Source organism: Methylobacterium sp. WL120, assembly GCF_008039465.1.
GTDB lineage: Bacteria > Pseudomonadota > Alphaproteobacteria > Rhizobiales > Beijerinckiaceae > Methylobacterium > Methylobacterium cerastii.
Genome location: NZ_VRUT01000140.1, coordinates 1 through 12,634 on the forward strand (window position 1 = coordinate 1; position 12,634 = coordinate 12,634).

Annotated in this window: 14 protein-coding genes; 7 read left to right on the forward strand and 7 right to left on the reverse strand. The window is 68.0% G+C overall.

The annotated features are described in order from the left end of the window. Positions 1-961 (forward strand): right-handed parallel beta-helix repeat-containing protein (locus FV229_RS20925; RefSeq protein ID WP_147753808.1); only part of this gene is annotated, 961 nt, incomplete at its 5' end. A gap of 150 nt (positions 962-1,111) precedes the next feature. Here the strand turns inward: FV229_RS20925 and FV229_RS20930 are convergent. From FV229_RS20930 to FV229_RS20940, 3 genes are all read right to left on the reverse strand, one after another. Further along, positions 1,112-1,372 carry a DUF3658 domain-containing protein gene (locus FV229_RS20930; protein WP_147753809.1) on the reverse strand — a complete coding sequence of 87 codons (261 nt, stop codon included), beginning with the start codon at positions 1,370-1,372 and terminating at the stop codon, positions 1,112-1,114. 74 nt (positions 1,373-1,446) lie between these two features. Further along, entirely contained in the window at positions 1,447-1,950 is a 504-nt protein-coding gene (locus FV229_RS20935; RefSeq protein ID WP_147753810.1) for a CAP domain-containing protein, read from the reverse strand. Between the two features lie 124 nt (positions 1,951-2,074). Then, positions 2,075-2,290, reverse strand: coding sequence for a hypothetical protein (locus FV229_RS20940; protein WP_147753811.1), 216 nt, complete (start codon positions 2,288-2,290; stop codon positions 2,075-2,077). Between the two features lie 326 nt (positions 2,291-2,616). On the opposite strand from FV229_RS20940, the gene FV229_RS20945 reads away from it, so the two are divergent. The 3 genes from FV229_RS20945 to FV229_RS20950 all read left to right on the forward strand — a co-directional run bounded on the left by FV229_RS20945 (position 2,617) and on the right by FV229_RS20950 (position 4,974). Then, complete coding sequence (locus FV229_RS20945) at positions 2,617-3,621, forward strand: helix-turn-helix domain-containing protein (protein WP_187275228.1); 1,005 nt, start codon at positions 2,617-2,619, stop codon at positions 3,619-3,621. 73 nt (positions 3,622-3,694) lie between these two features. Then, positions 3,695-4,093, forward strand: a complete 399-nt coding sequence (locus tag FV229_RS28480; protein WP_281406739.1) for an MFS transporter — start codon at positions 3,695-3,697, stop codon at positions 4,091-4,093. Then, the gene (locus tag FV229_RS20950; RefSeq protein WP_281406740.1) at positions 4,090-4,974 is read left to right on the forward strand and encodes an MFS transporter; all 885 of its coding nucleotides are present in this window, start codon (positions 4,090-4,092) and stop codon (positions 4,972-4,974) included. The genes FV229_RS28480 and FV229_RS20950 overlap by 4 nt, the downstream gene beginning before the upstream one ends. Before the next feature lie 10 nt (positions 4,975-4,984). Here the strand turns inward: FV229_RS20950 and FV229_RS20955 are convergent, their stop codons facing one another. The 3 genes from FV229_RS20955 to FV229_RS20960 form a co-directional block, all read right to left on the reverse strand. Beyond that, positions 4,985-6,037 (reverse strand): HD domain-containing phosphohydrolase, encoded by a 1,053-nt coding sequence (locus FV229_RS20955; RefSeq protein WP_348644199.1) that lies wholly within the window; start codon positions 6,035-6,037, stop codon positions 4,985-4,987. Positions 6,038-6,219: 182 nt separating this feature from the next. After that, positions 6,220-6,369, reverse strand: a complete 150-nt coding sequence (locus FV229_RS27570; protein ID WP_187275229.1) for a hypothetical protein — start codon at positions 6,367-6,369, stop codon at positions 6,220-6,222. A gap of 159 nt (positions 6,370-6,528) precedes the next feature. Then, on the reverse strand, positions 6,529-7,221 hold the full coding sequence (locus FV229_RS20960; protein WP_147753813.1) for a GntR family transcriptional regulator: 693 nt from the start codon (positions 7,219-7,221) through the stop codon (positions 6,529-6,531). A 650-nt stretch (positions 7,222-7,871) separates the two neighbouring features. Here FV229_RS20960 and oxlT point away from each other — a divergent pair. Further along, the gene (oxlT, locus tag FV229_RS20965; protein WP_147753814.1) at positions 7,872-9,137 is read left to right on the forward strand and encodes an oxalate/formate MFS antiporter; all 1,266 of its coding nucleotides are present in this window, start codon (positions 7,872-7,874) and stop codon (positions 9,135-9,137) included. A 208-nt stretch (positions 9,138-9,345) separates the two neighbouring features. Beyond that, the gene (locus tag FV229_RS20970; RefSeq protein ID WP_147753815.1) at positions 9,346-10,005 is read left to right on the forward strand and encodes a class II aldolase/adducin family protein; all 660 of its coding nucleotides are present in this window, start codon (positions 9,346-9,348) and stop codon (positions 10,003-10,005) included. Positions 10,006-11,094: 1,089 nt separating this feature from the next. Here the strand turns inward: FV229_RS20970 and FV229_RS20980 are convergent. Next, positions 11,095-11,703: a PAS domain-containing protein gene (locus FV229_RS20980; RefSeq protein WP_147753817.1), complete on the reverse strand. Its 609-nt coding sequence runs from the start codon at positions 11,701-11,703 to the stop codon at positions 11,095-11,097. Between the two features lie 178 nt (positions 11,704-11,881). Between FV229_RS20980 and FV229_RS20985 the strand changes: the two genes are divergently transcribed. Continuing rightward, a complete protein-coding gene (locus FV229_RS20985) occupies positions 11,882-12,208 on the forward strand; it encodes a hypothetical protein (RefSeq protein ID WP_147753818.1) in 327 nt (108 codons plus the stop codon). Positions 12,209-12,634 lie beyond the last annotated feature (426 nt).

The following is a 12,634-nucleotide window of genomic DNA, read 5'->3' on the forward strand; positions in this document are numbered from 1 at the left end:
GCCGCCGGCCCCGCCCGCCCTGGTCGAACCCGCCTCCGCGCGCGCCTGCGATGTCGCGACGCGCGCGCGTCTGCTGTCGCCCCCGCGCCCCGGCGACGACACCGCCGCGATCGCCTGCTCGATCACGCTGAGCCCGGGCGACCACGTCCTGCGCCGGGTCGTCGTCGAGGGCGCGGAGGCGTCGGGCGCGGAGATCGACTGCGCCGGCGCGACGATCGGGCAGGCCGAGCCGGCGCCGACGCTCGCCGACTTCGCGGTCGAGATCCGCTCGCGCGCCCCGGCCGGCCCCGGCGGGACCTGGTCGCGCCCCAGCGGCGTCACGCTTCGCAACTGCCGCATCCTCGGCCACGTCCGCGTCTGGGGCATGGGCCTCAACGGCCAGGGGGCGGCGGTGAAGGCGTCGTCGCACAGCCTCGGCCATACCGAGCGGGCGCAGGCGGCGGCGCCGACCGAAATCGCGATCCGCGATTCGACCATCACCGCGCTCGGGCACATCCCGCTCTACCTCGCCCCCGGCGTGACGCGGTTCACCCTGCAGGGCTCGACCCTCGACGGCCGCTCGGGCGCGGACGCGATCTACCTCGACGCCGAGAGCGCCGACAACGTCATCGCCGACAACACCATCGCCGTCGCGCTCGGGCGGGAGGCGATCGCCGTCGACGGCTCGGCGCGCAACCGCATCACCGGCAACCGCATCGCCACGCAGGGCCAAGGCGGCGTGCGGCTCTACCGCAATTGCGGGGAGGGCGGCACGGTCCGCCACCAGACGCCGTCGAACAACGTCGTCACCGGGAACACCTTCACCGGCGGCGGCCTGTTCGCGTCCGCGGCGATCGTGGTGAATTCCCGCGGCGGCTGGCGGCTCTATTGCAGCCAGGATTCCGGCTATCCCTTCGGCAGCAGCCTCGACAATTCCGACGGCGGCACCGGCAACGTCGTCGCGCCGAACACGGTCGAATAGGCCCTTGTCATGACGGGCGGTCTTTCGCCGAAAAGGCGTCCGCTTCGACGGAAGGCGCTCTATTGGTAGAAATCAGACGCTTGGCACTTGCAGCGGAGGGCTGCTTTCGACTCATAGCGGACCATACGAGCGAAGTGTGGGTTGCAGGTTCTACCGTGGTGGCAACCGAACTTCGCTGTAGCGCATACGGTCTAAATTCCCTTGCACTTCGAGCTTACCTAGTGAAACAAGCAATTTGATACGCTCTGCTATTGCTGTGTCGTTTATTCCTCGACGAAGGTTAGCATGAATTATTATAGCCGTGATCATGGCCACTTTCTGCCAACGCTCTTTTGCAGCGCGCATAATTTCATCGTCGATCATAGCCGCGACTGAGACATCAGCAATGCTCATGGCTACTGGCTGATCCATTTCTACCCCTCCCAGGTCCGCTTTCCAACTTTAGTGGATCCCGCGATCGGATGCCCAGCGTCTGATTTCGCCCATCAGCCGCCGGCCATCACCAGCGCCCAGAACCGCTTGTAGCGGGTGCCCGGCGCGTCGACGCGGGCGATGCCGATGCGGCGGATCTGCGGGATCAGCATGTTCTTGTTGTGCTCCGGCGAGGCCTTCCAGCGGGCGAGCACCTGATCGAAGGTCTCGGAGCCGGCGCTGAGGTTTTCCGCCGACCAGGACCGGCCGAGCCCGGCCGAGGCCATCCGCGCGGTGAAGCTGCCGCCGACCTCGTGGCTGAGCTGTCCGGTGCGGGCGTTGTTGCCGGCCTGGAACGCGGCCGCCGTCACCAGCCCGGCGTCGACGGTGACCGGCCCGAGCCCGTGCTGGGCGCGGTAACGCGAGATCGCGGCGGCGGCCGCATTCTCGTCGAGGATCACGGGGCTGACCGGGCCGGCGCTCTCGATGAGCGTCGGCGTCCCGCAGCCGGCGAGCGCGAGGGCGAAAAGGCCGTAGGCGGCGAAGGCCTTGAGGCGGCGGGCGGCGCTGTATGGCATCGGGAACGGGTTCGCTGGCGGGACGGAGCCTCGCCTTGGCCCGTCCCATGCGGCGAAACCGGGGCGCGCGACGGCGCACCGTGCGCAAGGGCGGGCGCCTGTGCCCGCGATGCCACGCCCGCCATCAGATCCGCGTGCCGGGATCGCGCATCGGCGCGCCGCAGCGCCACCCGGCGATCCGGTAGTCCGGGTGTTCCTCGACCCAGCGCGCAAGCTGCGGCTGGGCGACGTGCTGGCAGGCGCGGGGCGTCGCCACGTCGAGCGGCATGCGCCGCGCTTCGCAGGTCTCGGGCGCGTTCGCCATGCAGGCGGTGAAGTAGAGAAAGAACACGCCGGTCATCGCGATCCTCCGAGGCCCGCTGCCCTTCGGCGCGTCGCGAGGAAGCTAGCACCGGAGCAGCGTCCGTCGATGCGCCGTTCCATCGCAGACCCATGCGGGCCGACCGCGACTTCGGCGGAGGCACCTCAGGCGCGCCACGAGGGCCGTTCCTGCACGCGGATAGGCTGCATTCGAGCCTCGTCTCCGATGGGACTTTTAGGTGTGATGCGTAATCATTCCCCAGTGGTTGCAGCCGTGGGCCGCCTTGCACCCGTGTTTCAGCGGTGAATAATGAACATCGCATCGACCGACGTGTCGAATGGACTCGCTTCGGCCGACCCGTGACGTTGCAATCCTTCAGTTTCGCCGCGCAGTCGCCGGACGCCCCCGACGGATTCGGCACCTACCACGACCTCTACGCCCACGGTTCCGACGTGGCCCTGACGGGGGAGGGGTTCTACGCCCGCTTCCAGGCCCACCGCTTCCCGCGGATGGTGGTGTTCGATCGCCATCTGAACGGGCTGGTGCACAGCCGTGGCGCGGCGCGCGTGCGCCGCGACGGCTTCGACCACGTCAACCTCCACCTCCTGCTCGCCGGCCGCCTGTCCGGCGGCGTCCCGGGCGACGAGGTTCGGGTGGCGCCCGGCGAGATCCTGCTGTTCGACACCACCCGGCCGCAATCGAGCCGGGCGGACCACGCGCACGTCGTCACCGTCGCGCTCGCGCGCGATCCGGTCGAAGGCTCGCTGCGCGGGCTTCGCGGCTTCCACGGCACGGTGCTGCCCGAGGCGAGTGGAGGGCTCGTCGCCGACCTGATGGTCTCCCTCGCCCGCCGGGCGTCCGCCATGAACCCGCGCGCGGCGGCGGGCGCGGCCCGCGCCCTGACGACGGTGCTGGCCGCCGTGCTCGACGACAGGGCCGGGCTCGGCTTCGACCCGGACACCGAAGCGCAGCTCGTCCTGCTGCGGCGCGAGCGCGCCGAGGCGTTCATCGCCACGCGCCTGTCGGACTCTACCCTCGACGCCGAAACCATCGCGCGGGGCGTCGGCGTCTCGCGCAGCGTCCTGTATCGCTCGTTCTCGGAGGATGGCGGCGTCGCGAACGTGCTCCGGCTCCGGCGGCTCGAGAGCCTGCGCGCCTGCCTGAGGCGACCGAGCGAGACCCGCTCGATCGCGGCCCTGGCCTTCGCCTGCGGCTTCGGCAGCGAAAGCCATTGCAACCGGGCGTTTCACGCGGCATTCGGGCGGCCGCCGGGACAGTTCCGTGCCGACCTGCAGCGGGCGCGCGCCTCCCGGGCGGGGATCGCCGACGCCCGGTCGCAACTCGCCGCGTGGCTTTGTGAACTCTACTGAACCGGCGCTCGCGTCCACACCTCGTCGCCTACCGACCGCGGAGCGAAGCGGCGGATCGTCCGGCTGGGGGCTGGTGCTGCTGCTCGCGGCGACGCAGTTCTTCGCATTCAGCGACCGGTTCCTGATCACGGTGCTCGCCACGCCGCTCAAGCACGACCTGGCGCTGAGCGACGCCGAGGTCGGCCTGCTCCAGGGCTCGGCCTTCGCGCTGCTGCATGCGGCGGGCTTGCCCTGGGTCGGTGCGTTGGCCGACCGCGGGCATCGGCGCACGCTCCTTCTCGGCTGCCTCGTGGTGTGGACCCTCGCGACGCTGGCCTGCGGCCTCTCCGGCTCCTTCGCCGCCCTGTTCGTGAGCCGCATGCTCCTCGACCTGGGGCAGTCGGGCGTCGTCCCGGCCGCGTTGTCCCTGCTCGCGTTGCGGGTCGGGCGGGCGCGGCTCGGGCGCGGCTCGGGCGCGGGGTCTCGCTGCTGACCACCGGCGGTACGCTCGGGCGAAGCCTCGCCCTCCTCGTCGGCGGGGCGACCCTCGGCTGGCTGACGGGGCAGGGCGGCCTGACGCTGCCGGGCTTCGGTGCGCTCGCGCCCTGGCAGGCCCTGTTCGTGCTGGCGGCCCTGCCGAACCTCGTGCTGCTGGCCTTCACCTGGGGCATCGCCGAACCGCCCCCTCCGTCGGTCCCGGCCCCACTGCCGCCGTGGTCGCGCGCCTTCGCCTGGATCGTCCGGCACGGCCGCGCCTACCTGCCCCATACCGTGGCTTCGACCGCCGCGATCTGCATGGGCCAGACGCTGACCGCCTGGGCGCCGACCTTCTACGTGCGCGCCTTCAAGGTGACGCCGGCCGAGAGCGGGCTGATCCTCGGCCTCGTCGTGCTGGTTGCGGCGCCCGTGGGACACATCGTCAGCGGGATCGTGCTCGACCGTGCGAAGCGGAATCGCCCGCGCGCCGCACCGCGGATACTGGGGCTCGGGCTCCTGCTGTCGCTGCCTGCGACCCTCGTCATGGTGTTCGCGCCCGGGCTCGGCCTCTCGCTTGGCGGGTTCGCGGCCCTGGTCGCGGCCCTCGGCTTCTGCAGCCCGCCGAGTCTGCCCGGCATCCAGTTCCTGACGCCGGTCGCCCTGCGGGGGCGGATCAGCGGACTGTTCATCGCCTTCGAGACCCTCGTGGCGCTCGGCGCCGGGCCGGCCCTGCTCGGTCTGCTGAACGACCGGGTGTTCGGCGCGGACGGGATCGGGCGCGCCTTCGTCGCGCTGTCCGCCGCCGTCGGCGGCCTCGGCCTGGTCTCCGCCGCGATGGCGGCCCGTCGCGGGCAGGGCGTGAGTCTTTTCAAGCCGCGTGGAGGCCGGCGCGCTTGAAAGGCTCCGATCAGACCACTTCCACCGCACGGCCGAGGGCCACGGGCGCGAAGGCCTGCATCAGCGCGCGGTCGAGGTGGCCTTTCATCCCCTCCATCGTCGCCAGCGCCTCGGGCGCCGCGACCGAATCGCGGTAGGTCCGGCGCTCGGTCAGCGCCGAGAACACGTCGCAGATCGCGACGATGCGGACGAGGTCGGTGATCGCGCCGTCGCGCAGGCCGGCCGGATACCCGGTGCCGTCGAGCTTCTCGTGGTGGTGGCGCACCACCTCGACGATCGCCGGATCGAATCCGCCCTGCGCGTCGAGCAGCCCCGCGCCGATCTCCGGATGCCGGCGCATCAGGCGCATCTCCTCCGCCGTCAGCCGGCCGGGCTTGTTCAGGATCTCGACGGGGATGCGCGCCTTGCCGATGTCGTGCAGCAGCGCGGCCTTGGTCAGGCGGTGCCGGTCGGCGCGCGAGAGGCCGACCCGGCCGCCGAACGCCGCGGCGTAGCCGGCGACGCCGAGGGTGTGCTGGTAGACGCCGGCGTCGTGGCGCCACACCGTGGCGAGCCAGTCGCCGATGCCGACCTCCGACACCGCGGCCAGGACGATCTCGGTGCCGCGATCGATCTCGCTCGGCTGGAACGGCGCGCCGAGCGCGGCCGAATCGAAGATCTCCGACACGATCGTCGTCGCGGCGGCACTCCGCGCGTCGAGCACTCGGGTCCGCGCGATGGCGACCTCGATCATCGCGAAGGCGTCGGCGAGGATCGCTTCGCGCCGCGTCGCGGCCGGCAGGGTCTTCAGGATGGGTGACGTGGGCCGGCGCCGCGCGGCGTCGCGCTCCAGCACGAGCGTCGGGGTCAGGGCGGTGTCGGCGCGGACGGCGTCGGCGCCGGCTGCCGGCAGGTCGATCACCACCAGCGCGGGGCGGGCGCCGCCTTCAGGCCAGGCCGAGACCGTGCGGCACGGCATCACCAGGTCGATCCCGCGCGCCAGGGTGCGCCGCAGGTCCGGACGGTCGGTGATCAGGAGGACGAACGCGTCCTCCATGGCCGGGAACGGAGCGCCCTGTGCCAATGCCGGCCTTCCTCGGTTGTCCTCGTCAACGTCGTGTTGACGATAAACCGAACTTCATGAGTGAACCGTTTCCGGCCTCCTTCGGCGACGCCATCATGATGCCTGATTCGGCATCGGGCCTCGCCCCTCGACTCGCGGGCAGAGTGCGCAGACGCGCGGCGGATGACAACTCGGACGCGTGCTCAGGCGGCGGTGGCGCCGTGGACGTCGGCTGCGACAGAGCGGGCACCGCGCGCCTCGGCGCCGTCCGTGAGGAAGTCGGCAAGCTTGACGACGAGCAGCACCTGGACGCTGGCGAGGGCGGCGAAGACGGCGACGAACGAGGAGAACATGACGGGATCCCGATGCGTGTTGCGACGCAATAGATCTCATGGTGCGCTGCATTCTGGTATGCCAAACGCCACATGCCAATCATGCGAGGCGCGCATGCGTTCGCGCGCGGTGGACGGAGTCCACCACGCGCGCAGGAAGATCGGAAAACCGGGATCGGCTCAGTCGAGGTAGGCGCCGTAGGCGTCGACGTGGTCGGCGAGGCCGATGCCGTGGTCGCGCACGAGCCGCTCGGCGGCTTCCACGTCGCGCGCCTCGAGCGCCTTGATGATCGCGACATGCTCGCGGATCGACTTCTCGGCCCGGTCGCCCTGGCGGAGCGCGGTGTTGCGGATGCCGCGCACGTGCATCAGCAGGTTGCTCGACAGCTCGGAGATCACCGCGCATTGCCCGAGCGAGATGATCTTCTGGTGGAAGCGGATGTTGGCGTCCGAGTACTCGTCGATGTGCTCGGCCGGCCGCCCGTCGTAGAACTCGGGGAAGGCCTCGCGCAGCGAGCGCAGCTCGGCGTCCGAGGCCCGGGTGCAGGCGAGCCGGGCGGCCATGCTTTCGAGTGCCGCCCAGGAATGGATCATCCCGACGATCTCCTTCTTCGTCTTCTTGATGACGAAGACGCCGCGCCGGGCCTCGGACCGGACGAACCCTTCCTGCTCCAGTACGGTCAGCGCCTCGCGCACCGGCGTGCGGCTGACGCCGAGATCCTGCGACAGCTTGCGCTCGTCGAGGCGAACCTCGTCCGGGCGCCCGTAGATGTCCATGTTGGTGATGAACGTCTTCAACGCCTCGTAGGCGAGGGTGCGCAGGCTCGAACTGACCACGATCGGCTTGATGCTGAGCGACTCGGAGTTCGACATGCCGTATCCGTCGGTCCGCGTTCTTGGATTGGAATTCGACGCGCGACCGATCGCCGACGTAACGCAAACCTTGGCGTCAGCCTAGATGGCACACGCGGCGGTGCAGGGTCGGTCGGATCGGCCGTCGCTCGGCTCCGAAGCCTCGCGCTCGGGCCGAGCCGTCCCTTTGGAGACCACGTCTGCCGGCAGCTCCTAATCCAAACGAAATTTCTGTATTTTTATTCCGGTCGCGTTGACAGGTTCCGAGCGGATATCGCACGATATTTCTGGCATACCGTAGACCAGAGATCGCCCAGCCGGTGCGCTGACTTTTTCTTGCTGCGGTGCCAAAAGTTTTTCCGAGATGAACCGTGCAATCGAAGCTGCATCGGAAGCCGGAACGCGGCATCAGGACCATGCCGACATTGCGGTTCTCGCGTGGGCGAAGGTCTCCGCGCGACGACATCGAGGATTGAAGGGCGTCGGCGAATAACGGCGCAAAGGTCGGCGACCGTCCCATTCCGGGCGGTTCCCGATCCGACGACGCCGCGACCAACGCGGACGACACGCCACGTGCCGGACAACCGGCCTCAAGCAAGACCTCTGGGAGGATGACGATGCCAAACGACGACAGACAGGCGATCGGACGGGTGTCCGACGGATATCGATGGATGCAGCTCGCGCTCGGCGTGGTCTGCATGGTGATGATCGCGAACCTCCAGTACGGCTGGACGTTCTTCGTGCCCGACATCCAGAAGAAGTTCGGCTTCGACCGCGCGGCGATCCAGTGGGCCTTCACGCTGTTCGTGCTGTTCGAGACCTGGCTCGTCCCGGTCGAAGGCTGGTTCGTGGACAAGTACGGCCCGCGGGTGGTCGTGCTGTTCGGCGGCCTGCTCTGCGGCGTCGGCTGGGTGATCAATTCCTACGCCACCACGCTCAACATGTTCTATCTCGGCCAGGTCATCGCCGGCATCGGCGCGGGCGCGGTCTACGGCACCTGCGTCGGCAGCGCGCTCAAGTGGTTCCCGGACAAGCGCGGCCTCGCCGCCGGCATCACCGCGGCGGGCTTCGGCGCCGGCTCGGCCTTCACCGTCGCGCCGATCCAGTGGATGATCGCCGAGAACGGCTTCCAGGCCGCGTTCCTCTGGTTCGGCCTCGGCCAGGGCATCGTCGTCTGCCTGCTCGCCTTCTTCCTGATCTCGCCGAAGAAGGGCCAAGTGCCCGAGGCGGCGGTGAACGCCAACGTGATCCAGACCCGGCGCAACTACGCGCCCGGCGAGGTCGTCCGGCAGCCGATCTTCTGGCTGATGTACTTCATGTTCGTCATCGTCGGCGCCGGCGGCCTGATGATCACCGCCAACCTGAAGCCGATCGCCGCCGACATCGGCGTCGACAAGGTCCCGGTGACGATCATGGGCATCACCATGGTGGCGATCACCTTCGCCGCGACCATCGACCGCGTGCTCAACGGGCTGACGCGGCCGTTCTTCGGCTGGGTCTCGGACAAGATCGGCCGCGAGAACACGATGTTCATCGCCTTCGCGATGGAAGGCTTCGGCATCTACATGCTCTACCTCTGGGGTCACGATCCGCTGTGGTTCGTGCTGCTCTCGGGCTTCGTGTTCTTCGCCTGGGGTGAGATCTACTCGCTCTTCCCCTCGACCTGCACCGACACCTTCGGGTCGAAGTTCGCGGCGACCAACGCCGGCCTGCTCTACACCGCCAAGGGCACGGCGGCCCTGCTGGTGCCGGCGGCGAACTACCTGCAGCAGAGCTCCGGCAGCTGGGACGGCGTGTTCCTGCTGGCGGCCGGCGCCAACATCCTGGCCTCGATCCTCGCCATCGCGGTGCTGAAGCCCTGGCGCAAGCGCGTGGTCGCCAACGCGATGCTCGCCGCGCCCGAGACGACCGCCGCCCGAGGGGCCGTCGCCGCCTGAGGCCGCGACGCTCCACGAGAGCATTTTCCGTGATCCCTGGATCACGGAAAATGCTCTGACCTGCTGTGTGGTCGCATTGTCTCCACGCGAGCCGGCATCCACCTCGCTTGAAAATGCTCTAACGGCCGAACGCAAGAAGGCCCGGCACCGTCTTTACGGTGCCGGGCCTTCGCGCTTATCGGGGGCTGGACAACCGGAAGGGCCGCGAATGGATGCCGACGAGAGCAGGGCGCGGGCGGCTGTGGTGGCGGCCGCGCGCGACCTCGATGCGCAGGGCCTCAACCGCGGCACCTCGGGCAACGTCTCCCTGCGCTGGCGCGACGGCTTGCTGATCACGCCCTCGGGCGTCCCGAGCGCCCGCATCGGCGAGGCGGAGGTGGTCTTCCTGGCGATGGACGGCCGCTTCGACCACCCGCTGAGCCCGTCCTCGGAATGGCGCTTCCACCGCGACATCCTGCGCGAGAAGCCGGCCGTGAACGCGGTGGTGCACGCCCACCCCGATCACGGCACCGCCTTCGCGATGTGCCGGCAGACGATCCCCGCGGTGCACTACATGATCGCCGCCGTCGGCGGCCCGACGATCCGCTGCTCCGGCTACGCCACCTTCGGCACCGAAGAGCTCTCGCGGCTCGCGCTGGAGGCGCTGGAGGATCGCAACGGCTGCCTGCTCGCCAACCACGGCATGATCGCCACCGGGCCGGACCTGCCCAAGGCGCTCTGGCTCGCGGTGGAGATGGAGACCCTGTGCCGGCAATACGCGGTCGCGCTGCAGGTCGGCACGCCGGTGGTGCTCTCCGATGCCGAGATCGCGCGCAACGTCGAGAAGTTCAGGAGCTACGGGCCGCGGAGGCAGGCTTCCGACAGGTAGGCGCTGCCGGATTCATCGACGCGGCCGTCTCTTCATCACCTCTGGTTAGCGATGGCGATCACGGTCCACCCGGCAAAGTGCGACACGGCTTTGGCCGGGTTACGGCGTGGGCTTCCTCGCGTCGGCCCTCGTGTTTGCTGACATCACAGGTCATACGATGTCCGGTCGATTGGTTCTGCGGACACGGCGCCCGTTCTCCCGGACGGGTGAAGCGTCCGCGGAACCCGATCCGGGACCCAGCAGAAGACGCCGCGAAGCGTCGATCTCGTTGCGCCGTTCGTATCGAGCCGCTGACGCGGCCCTTGTCGATGCTGGGTCCCGGATCGCCGTCCGCTGACGCTCCAGGCGTCCGGGAAAACGGTGCGCAAGCGACGTGTTCAAACGAAAACCGTATCCGTTCGAGGATCGTCGCGCCGACGACGACGAGGTCCCGCGTCGCACCGTTGGATTGCTCGACGTGCGCATGGTCGTCGTCGGGTGGACGCCGCGTGGCACGGACCGTCACGTTTTCACGATGAGGAAAGCCAATGCACGAGAGCAAGCCCTCTACGGCCCGCTTCTCCGCTGATGCGTTCGGCGAAACGGACCTCGCGAAGACGGATGCCCACGTCATCCAGGCGGACGAATACGAAGACGCGCCGGAATTGACGGACGCGATGATGGCCCGCGCCGACGTCCATCTCGGCGGCGTGCTCGTGAGCCGGGGTGCAGCCGGTCGGACCGGACGCGCGGGAAGCGGAGGCCTTCCGCCTGCCGCCCGCCATCCTAGTGGTCGAAATCTGACGGCTGGAACCCATGCTTTGGGTCCGCTCCCGACCCAACTTCGTCATAGAAGTATTTTGGATCTACACCCGAAAGCAGACGCTCGCTGCTTTGACTTGATGCAAGGTGCTTCGGAACCGTTGTCGCGAGGGGGTATCGCGGTACTATCACGGCGTGCCTGAGTTGCGCTGATGGCGACGATCCTGGGTAATCTGGCAGAGTTCGAGCGCAAGCTGATCCGGGCGCGGACAGGAGAGGTGCTGACGGGATTGTGGTAACGAGGGCACCGATATCAGTGGCGAGATCCAATCCGTGAGGCGTCCAGCTTCAGTTCATGCGCTTGCGGCGCTTTAGGATCTCCTCGTGGGCGAGCCGGCGCCCCAGCTCCATCAGCAAGGCGTCTGCGAACACCTTCAGCTGTGGGTCCTGCAGATCGACGATCGCCTGCTGCGCAGCGATGGCGTGGTCAGCGGCACAATCCAGCGGCGTCCCGTCTGCTTGGCTATCAGCGTCTTCGACTGTGCCCTCACTCATCCGCATCTGTGTGATGTCGATGATGATGCCCGCACCGGTTTGCGGCCAGCCATGATAATCCCCGGTGAAGCGGCCACGCGCCAACACCCACCGCGTTCGGCCATCGACGGAGATCACCCGGTATTCGGTCAGATAGGCGCTGCTCTCGCGAGCGCTGTCCCGGATCTCCGCGAGCACTCGCTCTCTGTCGTCAGTGTGGATGCCATTGATGTAGCGCGAGAGCGGTAAGCCCTCCTCGGCTTCTTCCGGATCGACGTTGAAGAGCAGCGCCACCACGGCATCGACGCGAGTGCGATCAGTGGCGGCGTCCCACTCCCACCGCCCAACCACATCCAGGGCGTCCAACGCCGTCTGAAAGGCTTGGGAACAAGTCTGACCACGGAGAGCTCTGTTCCTGGGCACGAAGAAATACCCCCCCTCAAGCCCAAAGGCCGGTCCTTGTATCGCCTCTCGCGACGCTGCCTCAAGCAATTAAATAAATGTTAGAATACAACCGTTGCGTGTTTGCAAGGCCTAATTTATAGGCAAATATATTACGGATACGGCAAAAGGCGCAGTGCGCACCCGCGGAGCAGAAGCCATGGGATCGAAAACGCCGCCTCCCGGCCAAGCGCTGCAAGCTGACCTAAAAGAGGACGGTGGCGGTGGGCATCCTCCGTCTGCAGACCATGCGATCACTCCAACGCCGTTACAGCGCATCGCCAACGCGCTACAGATACCGCCGGATGCTTTGTACCAGATGTCCGACGCGATCAAAGCGGCATGCAGGCCGGGGGGGCAGGCAGAGGATTATAGTGGCCGGGAGGGTGAGTGCAGTGCACTGATCCACGCCTTCCTGCGTATTGCTGATCCTGAAGAACGTCGCCGGATCTTGGCTCTCGTACAGGCGTTGGCCGAGCGGGCTTGAGGCCGTGTTGTCCCGCGGTGACGAGCGAGCGCGCTGAGATCTCGTTCGCGCCAGCGTAGGCATTCTCGCGCCGTTAACACTCACTCGCTACACTTATCTTCAGCGGCAGGGCTTCTTGCGAGGCCTGCCTAACCTTTAGCCCGCCCGGCATCAGCCGCGGCGGGCTCTTTCCTTCACCCTATCCGTTATCGCCGAGACTGGGCGCGGCGATCAGCTCTCGTACTGCCGGGGTGATGAACTGACCCAGCTCGTCCAGTCGCGCACATTCCCATCGTGCCTGGCGCTCCACCGCGTACCTAATACCAATCGGTGTTGATCATCACCGATGAGCCCAGTCGCGCAGTCCGAGAGACATGATTTTCCATGGCTGCTCGGTCAGCCCGTTCCAGGCATTGCAGCAGCGATCGACGATGTCGTCGTAGGATG

Bases quoted from the DNA above. Each gene is read 5' to 3' on its own strand.
- FV229_RS20930 (WP_147753809.1), bottom strand. From the start codon at position 1,372: ATGGATCAGCCAGTAGCCATGAGCATTGCTGATGTCTCAGTCGCGGCT.
- FV229_RS20935 (WP_147753810.1), bottom strand. From the start codon at position 1,950: ATGCCATACAGCGCCGCCCGCCGCCTCAAGGCCTTCGCCGCCTACGGC.
- FV229_RS20940 (WP_147753811.1), bottom strand. From the start codon at position 2,290: ATGACCGGCGTGTTCTTTCTCTACTTCACCGCCTGCATGGCGAACGCG.
- FV229_RS27570 (WP_187275229.1), bottom strand. From the start codon at position 6,369: ATGTTCTCCTCGTTCGTCGCCGTCTTCGCCGCCCTCGCCAGCGTCCAG.
- FV229_RS20960 (WP_147753813.1), bottom strand. From the start codon at position 7,221: ATGTCGAACTCCGAGTCGCTCAGCATCAAGCCGATCGTGGTCAGTTCG.
- oxlT (WP_147753814.1), top strand. From the start codon at position 7,872: ATGCAGCTCGCGCTCGGCGTGGTCTGCATGGTGATGATCGCGAACCTC.
- FV229_RS20970 (WP_147753815.1), top strand. From the start codon at position 9,346: ATGGATGCCGACGAGAGCAGGGCGCGGGCGGCTGTGGTGGCGGCCGCG.
- FV229_RS20985 (WP_147753818.1), top strand. From the start codon at position 11,882: ATGGGATCGAAAACGCCGCCTCCCGGCCAAGCGCTGCAAGCTGACCTA.